The organism is Aerococcus mictus (assembly GCF_003286595.3).
GTDB lineage: Bacteria > Bacillota > Bacilli > Lactobacillales > Aerococcaceae > Aerococcus > Aerococcus mictus.
The window spans coordinates 843070-856054 of sequence record NZ_CP132985.1 but is presented as its reverse complement, the minus strand read 5'-3'; the positions used below and the strand labels follow the sequence as shown (position 1 = coordinate 856054).

At 39.1% G+C, this 12985-nt stretch carries 9 protein-coding genes, 1 tRNA gene and 1 pseudogene; 3 read left to right on the top strand and 8 right to left on the bottom strand.

Annotation, left to right across the window (positions count from 1 at the left end; genetic code table 11):
• Nucleotides 1-14: 14 nt before the first annotated feature.
• The 6 genes from queA to mutS form a co-directional block, all read right to left on the bottom strand.
• Nucleotides 15-1073, bottom strand: coding sequence for a tRNA preQ1(34) S-adenosylmethionine ribosyltransferase-isomerase QueA (gene queA, locus DBT49_RS03920; protein ID WP_111821191.1), 1059 nt, complete (start codon nucleotides 1071-1073; stop codon nucleotides 15-17).
• A complete protein-coding gene (gene ruvB, locus DBT49_RS03915) occupies nucleotides 1048-2085 on the bottom strand; it encodes a Holliday junction branch migration DNA helicase RuvB (RefSeq protein ID WP_111821192.1) in 1038 nt (345 codons plus the stop codon). Before ruvB ends, queA begins: the two co-directional genes overlap by 26 nt.
• A gap of 19 nt (nucleotides 2086-2104) precedes the next feature.
• Complete coding sequence (ruvA, locus tag DBT49_RS03910; RefSeq protein WP_111821193.1) at nucleotides 2105-2713, bottom strand: Holliday junction branch migration protein RuvA; 609 nt, start codon at nucleotides 2711-2713, stop codon at nucleotides 2105-2107.
• A 12-nt stretch (nucleotides 2714-2725) separates the two neighbouring features.
• Nucleotides 2726-3163, bottom strand: a complete 438-nt coding sequence (msrB, locus tag DBT49_RS03905; RefSeq protein ID WP_013668696.1) for a peptide-methionine (R)-S-oxide reductase MsrB — start codon at nucleotides 3161-3163, stop codon at nucleotides 2726-2728.
• 62 nt (nucleotides 3164-3225) lie between these two features.
• Nucleotides 3226-5130 (bottom strand): DNA mismatch repair endonuclease MutL, encoded by a 1905-nt coding sequence (gene mutL / locus DBT49_RS03900; protein WP_111821194.1) that lies wholly within the window; start codon nucleotides 5128-5130, stop codon nucleotides 3226-3228.
• Complete coding sequence (gene mutS / locus DBT49_RS03895; RefSeq protein ID WP_111872450.1) at nucleotides 5126-7714, bottom strand: DNA mismatch repair protein MutS; 2589 nt, start codon at nucleotides 7712-7714, stop codon at nucleotides 5126-5128. The genes mutL and mutS overlap by 5 nt, the downstream gene beginning before the upstream one ends.
• Nucleotides 7715-7840: 126 nt before the next feature.
• On the opposite strand from mutS, the gene DBT49_RS03890 reads away from it, so the two are divergent.
• The 3 genes from DBT49_RS03890 (at nucleotide 7841) to DBT49_RS03880 (ending at nucleotide 9475) form a co-directional block, all read left to right on the top strand.
• On the top strand, nucleotides 7841-8467 hold the full coding sequence (locus DBT49_RS03890; protein WP_111821196.1) for a histidine phosphatase family protein: 627 nt from the start codon (nucleotides 7841-7843) through the stop codon (nucleotides 8465-8467).
• 31 nt (nucleotides 8468-8498) lie between these two features.
• A tRNA-Ser gene (locus tag DBT49_RS03885) sits at nucleotides 8499-8586 on the top strand.
• A 376-nt stretch (nucleotides 8587-8962) separates the two neighbouring features.
• Nucleotides 8963-9475: a GNAT family N-acetyltransferase gene (locus DBT49_RS03880; RefSeq protein ID WP_070559101.1), complete on the top strand. Its 513-nt coding sequence runs from the start codon at nucleotides 8963-8965 to the stop codon at nucleotides 9473-9475.
• A 211-nt stretch (nucleotides 9476-9686) separates the two neighbouring features.
• Here DBT49_RS03880 and DBT49_RS09795 read toward each other — a convergent pair.
• Together DBT49_RS09795 and DBT49_RS03865 are read right to left on the bottom strand one after the other, a co-directional pair.
• Nucleotides 9687-11216, bottom strand: a pseudogene (locus DBT49_RS09795) (IS1182 family transposase).
• A gap of 992 nt (nucleotides 11217-12208) precedes the next feature.
• Nucleotides 12209-12955, bottom strand: a complete 747-nt coding sequence (locus tag DBT49_RS03865) for an NAD-dependent protein deacylase (RefSeq protein ID WP_070559103.1) — start codon at nucleotides 12953-12955, stop codon at nucleotides 12209-12211.
• Between the last annotated feature and the right edge of the window lie 30 nt (nucleotides 12956-12985).

Sequence of the window (12985 nt, the reverse complement as noted above, 5' to 3'; positions counted from 1 at the left end):
GATGGTAAAGACACTTATTTTTCTGTGTATTGCGGGCCGCGGACAAACATGGCATCCCCAAAAGAAAAGAATTGATACTTCTCCTCGACCGCATGACGATAGGCGTTAAGCACATGGTCTCTTCCGGCAAAAGCAGCCACCAACATCACTAGGGTTGATTTAGGTAAATGGAAGTTGGTAATGAAATGGTCGACCACAGTAAACTTAAAACCTGGATAAATGAAAATATCAGTCCAGCCAGAATCTGCTTTCACTTGGCCATCAAATTTTTGACCAATAGTCTCTAAAGTACGAATACAGGTTGTCCCGCAAGCAATGACATGGTGGCCATTTGCTTGGGCTTGACTAATTATTTCAGCATTTTCTGGATCTAAGCGATAAAATTCTGAATGCATTTGGTGGTCACTCAGATCTTCTTCATTCACTGGTCGAAAAGTTCCCAAACCGACATGGAGGGTCAGATAAGCAATCTTAACTCCTTTTTCCTGTAGGCTCTTTAGATAGTCCTCAGTAAAGTGTAAACCCGCTGTCGGGGCTGCTGCCGAGCCATTTACTTTAGCATAAACTGTTTGATAGCGGTCTGGATCAGTTAATTTGTTCTTAATGTAAGGTGGCAGAGGCATCTCTCCTAGACTCTCTAAAATCTCTAAGAAAATCCCATCATAATAAAATTCCAGCAGGCGACCACCACCATAGTCAAGTGTTTCTTTGATTTCAGCTTTCAAGCGACCATCGCCAAAGCTAAGCCTTGCGCCGGCTTTCAAGCGTCGTCCTGGTTTAACCAGTGTCTCCCAAAGGTCGCCTTCCACATTGTTTAAGAGTAATACTTCAACGTGGCCACCTGTCGCTTCTTTTTCGCCGTAAAGACGGGCCGGTAAGACCCGAGTATTATTTAAGACTAAGACATCCCCTGCTTCAAACTCCTCTTCAATAGCTGAAAACATCTTATCCTGGTAGTGGCCATCTCTAGCATTCAAACATAAAAGTCGACAGTTTAAGCGATCCTTAGTGGGACTTTGGGCAATGAGTTCTTCTGGTAAATCATAATCATAATCTGTCGTTTTTAAGGTCATCCTCGTTCTCCTCTTTATCAATTCCTAAATGTTGGTAGGCCTTAGCCGTGGCCATACGCCCTCTAGGGGTGCGTTGTAAAAAGCCCATTTGAATTAAATAAGGTTCATACATATCTTCAATGGTTTCTTTTTCTTCTGATAAATTAGCCGCAATAGTGGATAAGCCTACCGGGCCACCTTGATAATAGAAAATAATAGTCTCTAAGATGCGTCGGTCAAGATCATCTAAACCAGCCTTATCAATTTTTAAAATACTTAGGGCTCTTTCAGTGATTGCTAAATCAATAATTGCATTGGTATTATATATTTGAGCAAAGTCTCTGACTCGCTTCAATAAGCGGTTGGCAATCCGAGGGGTTCCACGCGACCGTAAGGCAATTTCATAACTTGCTTCTTCTTCGATGGTTACCTCAAAGATTTGGCTACTCCGCTTAACGATTTCTTGTAATTCATCCACCTTATAATAGCGCATATGCTGGATGATACCGAAGCGGTCCCTTAAAGGAGCAGATAAGCTCCCAGCCCTAGTCGTGGCTCCTACCAAGGTAAATGGAGGCAGATCAAATTGAACCGCGTGGGCTGAACTCTCTTGGCCAACAATAATATCAACACGAAAGTCCTCCATGGCACTGTAGAGCATTTCTTCGACATTGCGGGGCAGGCGGTGGATTTCATCGATAAATAAGACATCTCCAGGGGCCAGTTCGTTGAGTAGAATTAAAAGATCACCCGTTTTTTCAATGGCTGGGCCGCTACTGGTCTGCATATTGACCTGCATTTCATTACTAATGACATTGGCTAAGGTGGTTTTTCCTAATCCCGGTGGGCCGTATAACAAGACATGGTCTAAGGATTCCGTTCGCTGTCTAGCAGCATGGATATAAACCGATAGTTCGTGCTTGGTTTCTTCTTGACCAATGTAGTCTTTGAGAAGTTGCGGTCTTAAGCTAGCCTCCATGTCTTCTTCTTCAAAAAATTCTTCACCGCTTTGAAGCCTTTTTTCACTAGACATACTTATAACTCCTCACTCCTTATTTTAAGGTTATGTATCTTAAGGCGACTCGGATAGCATCTGCAGTATTATCGACCTCTGAAAAATCGCCTTTTTTGATCACTTGATCAATCTCCCGCTTAGCGTAACCTAGACTGTTTAGGGCTGCTTCTAATTCAATCATCATCTGATTTGACTCTGATTGATCAGAAATGACTTCTTGGTCAGCTGGAAGCGCTTCGGATTTAAGGCGGCTGAGCTTACTTTGTAAGTCTAAGATGATCTGTTGGGCAGTTTTTTTACCAACGCCGGGAAACTTGGTTAAGAATTTAACATTTTCCGATTCAATCGCTGCAATAAATCCGGCTTGGTCACCATAAGCTAAAATTGATAAAGCACTCTTAGGCCCGATTCCCGAAACACTTATTAATTGTAAAAAGAGTTGTTTCTCGGCCTGATCAAAAAAGCCATACAGGCGTATGGCATCCTGGCTAACCGCTTGGTAGAGCCAAACTTGCACCTGTTGGCCTTTTTGATCACTTAAGCGATAAGGATTTGGAAAATAAATATAATAGGCAAGTCCCGCCGTTTCAAGGACTACCGCTTCACTAGTTAAATCAACAAGTAATCCCTTGATATATTGGTACATCAGTCAACCTCATTACTCCACATATTTTTTGTAGTCACTATAGCCAGCTTGGTCCATTTCTTCATAGGGAATAAATTTTAAAGCAGCAGAATTAATACAATATCTTAACCCCCCTGCTTCACTTGGACCATCAGTAAAGACATGCCCCAAATGAGAGTCTGCTGCTTGACTTCGTACTTCAGTACGAACCATGCCATGTGAAGTATCTTGGTGCTCGTTAACAACATCCTCTTCAATAGGTTGGGTAAAAGCCGGCCAACCACAACCGGAATTGTATTTTTTACTGGAAGAGAATAAGGGTTTTCCATCTACAATATCTACGTAAATTCCCTTTTCAAAAAATTCATCATAGTCACCTGAAAAAGGACGTTCAGTGGCTTGATTTTGAGTCACTTCATAAGCTAAGTCACTAAGTTCTTTTAAACGAGCGGTTTTTTCTTCTTGATTCATAGCAGTCTCTCCTCTTTCTTTAATTTGCTTTATTTTATCATAACTAGCGGATAATCCCTATATTATTGATTCTTAGGACTTTCATGAGCATCTTGGATCCGTTTGAAGCTGCGTTCGATTTCATAATTAGAATAATGGATTAAAACGGGACGTCCGTGGGGGCAATTATAAGGGTTCTCACAGTAAGTCAGGTCATCTAACAATTGCCGGGCCTGACGATCATCTAAATAATGGTTAGCTTTTATCGAAAGCCGGCAAGACATCATAATAGCGGTTTTTTCCCGGTAGGTATTGACCGAAAAATCTTTATTTTCAATGGCTAGTTGGATCATGGAATCAATGTGTTCTTGGACCTGGTCACTCCCCATCCAAGCGGGATGGTAGTTGACTAAAAATTGATTGGGGCCAAATTCTTCAATGCCAATCCCCATAGCCCGTATCCGGTCTAAGACTTGCCTGACATCATGACTTTCTGATGAGGGATAGTCTAAAACTAAAGGAACCAGTAATTCCTGGCTAGCTGTATCCATATCACCGATGGCTTCGCGGAAGTATTCATATTTAATCCGTTCTTGAGCCGCATGCTGGTCAACTAAATACATCCCGGTTTCATCGGAACAGACCAAATAAGAAGCCTGTAATTGGCCCACATAGTCCAGTTGAGGGAAGCTTGGATTCCTCTGACCTAGGACTTGCCCCTCTTCATGATTAGGGCTAGCTAGCTTAAGATCACTAGGTGTGCTTGTGCTTGGTGGGAAACTTTCTTTATGAGCCCCCTCCCCTTGATAAGCTGTCTGGGATTCCGCTTGCCAGTCTTTGACATGGTCTGTTTCCTTAACTAGGAAAGCTTCATTCTCAGCTGGCTCTACTTGATTTTTAAAATCAAAACGCAGTTGCTGGCTATCTTCTTGACTTTTTAGGTCAATGCTGGCTAGGTGGTTAGCTGTCTCAGTAATCTCTTTCTTGCCTACATCGGGGATCCTTCTTAGGGGAGATAGTCTTTCCTGAACACTGCTTTGGATGAGGTCGTAAAGTTCTTCTTCCTTACTAATGCGAATCTCTTGTTTGGTTGGATGGACATTAACATCAAGTAATTGGGCATCAGTAGAAATATTAAGGACAGCTATGGGGTAACGGCCGATCATGAGCTTAGAAGCGTAACCCTTGATAATTGCCTGACTGAGGACATAGTTTTTGATATAGCGGCCGTTAACAAATAGGGACATATAATTGCGTGAGGCCCGGGTAAGTTCTGGTTTAGAAATATAACCGCTGAGTTGAAAATCATGGTCCTCATTCTCAATCGCTAACATGTCTTGAGCCTGTTTAAAACCGTAAACTGCAGCGATAACTTCTTGGAGGCGGCCCTTGCCATTGGTCCTTAGTAGCTCTCTGCCATCATGAGTATAAGTAAACCGGATATCAGGGTGGGCCATGGCTAAACGGTTCACGACATCCGTAATATGAGAAAGTTCGGTGCTTAATTGCTTAATGTGCTTTAAGCGGGCTGGGGTATTGTAGAATAAATTTTCTACTCGGATGGTTGTTCCTTGCCGTAAATGCGAAGGACGATATTCTATTTCATCGCCCCCAATTAAGCTGATAGAGGAGCCCTCTTTTCCATCACTGGTTTCCAGCGAGACTTCAGCAACTGAGGCGATCGAGGGCAAGGCTTCACCACGAAAGCCCAAGGTTTTGATCCGAAAGAGGTCTCGTGAATGGTAGATTTTACTGGTAGCATGGCGTTTAAAGGCCAACTTCACATCTTCCCCACTCATTCCTAAACCATTATCAATGACTTGGATGCTCTTCAAACCAGCATCTTCGACTTGGATATCGATACAGGTTGCCTGGGCATCAATCGCATTTTCTAAGAGTTCTTTTACCACGGAAGCCGGCCGTTCGACCACTTCCCCAGCGGCAATCTGATTAGCAACTTGTTCAGGAAGTTCGTGGATCATCCTAATCCTCCTCGCTTAGTTTCCTTTGTAATTGGTTCAATAATTCTAAGGCTTCAATGGGTGACAAATGATTAATATCGACAGCATCTAACTGGTCTAAGACATAGTCTTCACTCGCTGTTTTTTGATTGAAATTTTCTTGGTCAGTGAAGAGATTAAGCTGCTTAGGCTCTGCCCCTTTAGCGGCTTCACTCTCCAAGTCAGATAAAATATTAGCTGCATTGGCTAATAAGCTCTTAGGTAAGCCAGCCAGCTTAGCAACATGAATCCCATAACTCTTATCTGCCGGGCCATCATAAACCTTATGAAGAAAGACCACCTCACCATCTTTTTCAATGGCGCCGACATGAATATTCTTAAGGGCCGGTAAATGATTATCCAAATCAGTCAGTTCATGGTAATGGGTTGAAAAGAGCACCTTCGCCTTAAGATGGTCGTGTAAATACTCTAAAATAGCTTGGGCTAAGGCAATGCCATCATAAGTCGAAGTTCCCCGTCCAATTTCATCAAAGAGTAACAAGGACCGGTCAGTCGCATGTTGAATAGCTTGGTTAGCTTCCATCATTTCGACCATAAAGGTACTTTGCCCCGCTTGCAAGTCATCGGTTGCCCCAATCCTGGTAAAGATCTGGTCAAAAATAGGCAGGGTCGCTTGATTAGCGGGTACAAAACTTCCCATTTGGGCCATGATCACGGTGAGGCCCAGCTGGCGCATGTAAGTGGATTTCCCTGACATATTAGGTCCGGTAATTAATAGAATGGAAGTGTCCTTATCCATGATGATGTCATTCGGGACAAAATCATCTCGGCCTAAAGTTTCTTCAACCACTGGGTGGCGGGAATCTTTAATCAATAAGGCCCGGTCTTCTCCACTAAAATGAGGACGTACATACTGATTTTGTTCGCTAATTTCCGCTAGGGACTGAATCACGTCCACCTGGGCAATAGCCTGGGCGATGGCTTGTAGGTCTTTTTGGTAGACTTTTACCTTTTCTCTCACCCCAAGGAAAAGCTCATATTCCAGGTCAACTGATTTTTCCTGAGCTTCCAAGATCCGATATTCCATTTCCTTTAGTTCTGGAGTAATAAAACGCTCAGCATTAGTTAGGGTTTGCTTTCTCTCATAACGACCTTCTGGTAAAAGATGGAGGTTGGCCTTGGTTACCTCGATATAATAACCAAAGACCTTATTATAGCCAATTTTTAAAGATTTAATCCCGGTCGCTTCACGCTCCTTGGCTTGCAGGTTAGCAATCCATTCTGATCCGTGGCGAATCGCCTGACGATAGTCATCCAGCTGGTCACTAAAGCCATCCCTAATAATGCCACCTTCAGTAATCGATATATTAGCTTCCGGATCAATAGCGCTTTCGATAGTTTCAACCACTTCTGGTAGGGCTGCCAGGCTGTCAAGGAGCTTGGTCCAAACACCGGTTTCTTGTCTATCACTTGGATTATCTTGGATAGCTTGTAAATTTTCAGAGACTTGGGGAACCTTTTTCAAGGAATTCATCAATTGCAGGAGCTCGCGGGCATTGACCTGCCCCATCGAGATCTTAGCCACTAAACGCTCCAAGTCGTAGACCCCAGAGAGATTTTCTTGGATATTGCGCCGTTCAAAGAAGGCGTCGATCAAGGATTCTACTTGGTCTAAGCGCTCTTCAATCGTTGCTCGGATAATTAGGGGACGATCCAGCCACTGTCTTAGCAAACGTCCGCCCATGGCGGTTTTAGTCTCATCGAGAAAATGCAGTAAACTTCCTGAACGTTTCTGAGTTCGAATCGATTCGGTTAATTCTAAATTGCGTTTAGCAAAATAGTCCATATGCAAGTAATAATCTAACTCATAGGACTCCGCTTGGCGCCAGTGGTTAACCATACGAAACTGGGTACTATAAACATAGGCCATCAAAACGCGCAGAGCCTTAAGCTCAATACGATGCTTAATATTTTGAGTAATTTTTTCAAAGGCAGTTTCCGGCAACTGATCGAGGGTTTTCTGATTAATATAGGAAGTGGTAAAAGGAAAGAGCTGCTCGAGTTGGGCCAAGTCATCTTCGTTCAGTTCATGATAAAAGACGACTTCCTTGGCTTGAATTTGTGAAAATTCTGTTAACAGCATTTCAAATGAATTCATATGGGTCACTTTCAGCTCGCCTGTTGAAATATCAGTATAAGCTAAAGCATAGGCGGCTTCTTGATGTATAATCGCACAAATAAAGACATTTTCCTTATCGCTAGAATTGTAATAAGTCCCCGGGGTAATCACCTTGATCACCTGGCGGTCTACCATACCCTTGGCTTGCTTAGGATCTTCCATTTGTTCAGCGATGGCTACCTTATAACCTTGATTGACTAGGGTTTTCACATATTCGTCCGCTGAATGATAGGGAACACCGCACATAGGAATGGGGTCATCCGCATTCCGATTTCGGCTCGTTAAGGTAATTTCTAATATCTGCGCCGCTTTTTTGGCGTCATCATCAAACATTTCATAAAAATCACCCAACCTAAAAAATAAAAAGGCATCGGGATATTGATCTTTGATCTGATAGTATTGCTCCATCATTGGTGTTTTTTTCTTCGCCATTGTTTACATCCTTTAATCTTAACTTTTTACAATCTTATCCATTCTAACACAGAAAAGCAAAGGGTGAAATTCACAGCTTTAATAATTCGTGATAGAATAAAAGCTAAAAAAGGAAAGGAATTAATCATGTTAAAGCACTTATATCTCATGCGCCACGGCGAAACGGAATTTAATTTGGAGAACCGCGTACAGGGCTGGTGTGATTCCCCTTTAACTGAAAAAGGTATCCGACAAGCCGAGCTGGCTAGAGATATGCTAAGGGAACGGGAAATCACTTTTACCCATGGCTACAGCTCACCACTTGATCGGGCGATTACGACTCTAAAACACGCTATTCCTAATCCCATGCCCACAGAAACAGTCACCGGCTTAAAGGAATGGGGCTTTGGTTCACTAGAAGGGCAATCTCGCGACCTCATGCCTAAACCTCTCTCAGCACCTAAAACGGATGATTACTATTGTCAATATGGTGGTGAAAGAGCTAGCGAAGTCTGTCAACGCATTAACCATAGCCTCCAAGCCATCATGACAAAAGAGGATAGCCAGCAAGTCTTAGCGGTCGCTCATGGGGCTGTTATCTACCAATTTGTAAAAGATTTCCTTCCTAAGCCAGCCTCAGGTATTGGCAACTGCGAAATCTTTCACTTTGTTTACGATTTCAACACCTTTACCTTTATAGAAAATATGAAGCCTTATCGGGAGATGTCCGTGTCTGGTGAAAATTTATTTGCAAAATCGGACAAAACGTTATAAGATATACTTTGTTGCTAACTTAGTTTAGCCGGGAGAAGTAGCGAAGAGGCCGTAACGCGCTTGACTCGAAATCAAGTTGTCGGGAAACCGGCACGTGGGTTCGAATCCCACCTTCTCCGTTGGAGATTTTCTAACACATCCTACGAATTGCTAAAGCCTGTTAAATCAGCGTTTGAGAGGTTTTAAAATTTCTAATAATTGCCAATAAACGCTAGTTTTCGTTAGAAAATCTATGATTTTTCTATGATTCTACGATATAAAGATTATGATATAGCCAGCATGTTAAGCACCTATTTATAGGTGCTTTTTCTATGATAATTATTTTATAAAGTCAATAAGAGAGAACATACTAAAAAACACAACTTATAAGTGTTATTTTTTGTTAGATAATATAACACGGTAAAATCTATTACACAAACTAATAAGTATATATTTTTTGTAAAATTTTATATATTATTATAGAATAATGTGAAATATAGAAAGGATAAGATCGCTATGGCTGAAATCGTACCTTGCCTACAAACTGATTTAAAACAATTAAAGGAAGTTAGTATAGAAACTTTTTCCGATACTTTTGGCTATGCTAGCAGTGAAGAAGATTTACAAAACTATCTAGAAAAAGCATATAATATTGATAAATTACAAAAAGAACTAGAAACCCCCGATGTTAATTTCTACTTACTTAAAGAGGAGGAAGAAATTATAGGTTATTTTAAAATTAACATTGGAAATAGTCAGACAGAGCACATAGGCGACAATTGCCTTGAGATTGAACGTTTCTATATTCGTAAAGGCTTTAAAAGACATGGTTACGGCAGGAAAATGATGAAATTTATTCATGACTTGACAAAATATCTAAACAGGGATTGTATATGGCTAGGAGTGTGGGAACATAATCAGCCTGCTCTAAATTTCTATTCGAAAATGGGATTTAAAAGGATCGGACAGCATGATTTCTATGTTGGTGCAGATCGACAAACAGATTATATTGTCTCTAAATACCTTTAGAATTAATTTATATTAAATAACTAATATGATAGATTCTTTTACATAATTTTTTTATAACATAAAGCGAAGAAAATAAAAATAGTCCACAAGTACATTAGTTTAATGTCCCTACTAATTAGAGTTTATATATTAAGAGTCTGGGACAAAAGTCTGCGAACTCTAAAACTAAAAGAGGATCTATAAATTACTTAATCGTGATTTGTAGATCCTCTTATTTTATTGCTTTTATTTTGCTATATTTTTTCAAATTATTGGCCATAAAGGCCAATCCAACATCAGTTTTAACCCTTGTTTTTCCTCTGAGGTTAAATCGAGTAAACCCTAAAATAGCTTTTATCTGACCAAAAACTGGTTCAACGTCAATTTTCCGTTTGGAAAAGAGCTTAGACCCTTCTTCAGATAAAAGCTTCTGGGTTTCTATATTTTTTAATTCCTGATAGTTTTTATTATAGTAAAGCGCCTTTTGCGGCGCATTTTCTGTATCCAAAGGCTTATAAACCTGAACTTCAGAAATATAACCACTCATTTTATTTTTTCGTTTTTGGAGATGACTAAAGAAATAAACCGTGCCGTCAGGATGTGTAAAAGTATTACTTTGCTTATCGTAACTCCAATTATCCATATTTTTAGCTGATTTTTTATGTTTCTTTTTCTGTTCTTTATCAAACCGATTATATTTAATCAAATGGTTAATTTTGTGGTTATCTAAATAAGTAAGGTTTTCTTCGCTACCATAACCAGCATCAGCTACAATGCATTTCGGTGGATTAGGAAAACTTTCAACAAAGGGTTGTAAAGTCTGCGTATCCGTCGGATTGTGAAAAATATCATAATGAAGGACAAATTGGTTTTCAGTCGCTACTTGGATATTGTATCCAGCTTTCAATTACCCATGCATCATATGATCATCTTTCATTCGCATGAACGTCGCATCAGGATCTGTTTTTGAATAGCTATTTCTTCCGTTAAACGTTTCAAACTGTTTGGCATACCTTTGTTTGCGGGGGAGAAAATCTTGACTCACTTTACGGTAATGTTTTTTTCAAACGACGACGTTCTTGTTTACGTTGATCTGGCCCTTTTACAGGAGATTCCTCAATGTCTTCAGTGAGTATATCGATTCTTCCCTAAGAACTTTAGATATCTCTTGAAGCATCGTTTCTTCTAGATCTAAATTTTCATCATATTGGATGCCAGCATCAACCATCGGTTGAATTTCATTAAAGTAGTATTCACGTGAAGTCGTTTTTAATCGTTCTGCATATTTTTCAGTTGCCTTTTTCCAAACAAAAGAATATTTATTGGCATTCGCCTCAATTTTAGTTCCGTCTATAAAGCAATTTTCTAAATGAATTAATTTCTCTAACTTTAACTGAGTGGTAAACTCAACGAATAAATTTTCTAAAAAACATCTGCAATTTTCTGAAGAACGGAAGCGATTAATCGTTCGATAGCTAATAATTTGTTGAGCGACTAACCACTGCATTGGTAAATTTTCAACCATCAGTTCCTCTATTTTTCTTCCGCTAAATACGCCTTTACTATAAGCATATAGAAGCGCCATGATTAAAGGCTTTGGATGATAGGCAGGATGACCGTCCTGCGTACTGAAGCTTTCAAAGCATTTTTCATCCAAAGATTCAATAAAATTATAGATTGAAAATACAATATGATCTGGAACGATACATGCAGATAATTCTAGTGGAAGTGCTGTTTGATTCATGTTATATTGTATGTACATAAGAAGCACCTCTTAATCTTTAGTGTGGTTACTAATATTATAACAGGGTGCTTTTTTAATACCTAATTTTAAGTAAAAGGGTTAAGAAATTAGTGAAAACTAACTTCTTAACCCTTTTTATTTCGAGGCTTTTGTCCCAGCCTCTTTTTTATCGCTTTTTTCCGATTTACCTTTAGTACTTAATATAAGACTACATTTATGCGAATAAAAGACAAATTAATCAAGCTGTTACAACAAAAAAAGAGGGGTTATCCCCTCTTCTAGTGCGATTTGTGAGCAACATTCAGACATGTACACATCTGTTGGGTTAGCAGCGCACTTCTGCCCATAAAGTAACAAAGTAAATACACTTTGCATACATATCATAGCATAAATTAATCAAATTAAATAATAACTTATTTTAAAAAGTAGCCTTTTAACTACAAAAATTTGTTTCAGAAAATAATATAAGTTTAATCAATAATTTAATCAGAATATTGAGACTTGAAGTGAAATTACAATACTACATAATAATTACGTTTTAACTGTTACCACAAAAAGCTTTTGATTAAAAATAAAAAAGCGGCTACTTAATTAAGTAGCCGTCCGAAGGACAAACTTTTATTGGGTCATATTATAGATGATACTAAATTTAATAGAAATGGTAGATCAGCATGCCCTTCCTTTTTAATATAATACCGATAACTTATCTTAATATCAAGTAAAAACCGCGTGTTGCACAAAAAAGATATTTATGCCACTGTATAAAAACATTATAAATTTACCTTAGATATAAACAAATCTTTATTATTAAAAGAGGTTTTAAATTTTAGTGTATATATGATGGGTTCACAGCTTATTTTTTATACTTTAAAATAATTTTATAGAATATGATAATTAATCTTCAATATTTGTATAAATAATCACTACACAAGACATAAATTCTAATATAAAAGTTCTATTAAGCATTCTTTATATATTAACACCAATTAAGCTTTATCCAACTTAATTCTTTATAATAAAGATTGTAGTTCTCCAAAAACATTTGCAACTGAATCTTCAAAAATCAGCGCATCTTGCCGAACAGATATTGGCGTTTTATTAATCGCTACTAAATTCGTTCCTCTAAAATATTGAACTAAACTTGCAGCTGGATATACTACTAAGGAGGTCCCTGCAACAATCATTAAATCTGCATAACTAATTGCTTCAACTGTATCTAGAAGGACTTCTTCATCGAGGGCTTCTTCATACATTACTACCGCTGGACGAACGATTCCGCCATCATGAGTGCAACGAGGTATGCCTTGCCCATCTCTAAGACTCATTGTCGTTTCAAGATCATAGTGCCGGCCACAATTCAAGCAATAATTATCGGATACAGTTCCATGTAGTTCAAGAACCCGACTGGATCCTGCCTTTTGATGAAGATCGTCAATATTTTGCGTTACTACAGTTACTTCTTTTCCACTGTTTTCCAACTCTACTAAGAAAGTATGAGCTAGGTTAGGCTCCACATCAGGAAAAACTAGCTTATCAAAGTGAAAATTGAAAAAAAGTACTGGATGCTTCTTTGCAAATGAATGGGAAATGATTGTTTCTGGAGCATACTGCGTGCCAGTATCTTGATTAAAGACACCTTGTGAAGAACGAAAGTCAGGAATCCCAGATTCCGTTGATACCCCTGCCCCTCCAAAAAAGACGATGCTTTCAGCTTGCTCTACTGCTTCTTTAAAATTATATAAATTATTTCTATCCATTTGAAACTCCTCCCTCTTTTACTATCTCTT

Coding starts and splice junctions, on each gene's coding strand:
- DBT49_RS03865 (WP_070559103.1), bottom strand. CDS start 12,955: ATGGATAGAAATAATTTATATAATTTTAAAGAAGCAGTAGAGCAAGCT.
- mutS (WP_111872450.1), bottom strand. CDS start 7,714: ATGGCGAAGAAAAAAACACCAATGATGGAGCAATACTATCAGATCAAA.
- DBT49_RS03890 (WP_111821196.1), top strand. CDS start 7,841: ATGTTAAAGCACTTATATCTCATGCGCCACGGCGAAACGGAATTTAAT.
- ruvB (WP_111821192.1), bottom strand. CDS start 2,085: ATGTCTAGTGAAAAAAGGCTTCAAAGCGGTGAAGAATTTTTTGAAGAA.
- msrB (WP_013668696.1), bottom strand. CDS start 3,163: ATGAATCAAGAAGAAAAAACCGCTCGTTTAAAAGAACTTAGTGACTTA.
- DBT49_RS03880 (WP_070559101.1), top strand. CDS start 8,963: ATGGCTGAAATCGTACCTTGCCTACAAACTGATTTAAAACAATTAAAG.
- ruvA (WP_111821193.1), bottom strand. CDS start 2,713: ATGTACCAATATATCAAGGGATTACTTGTTGATTTAACTAGTGAAGCG.
- queA (WP_111821191.1), bottom strand. CDS start 1,073: ATGACCTTAAAAACGACAGATTATGATTATGATTTACCAGAAGAACTC.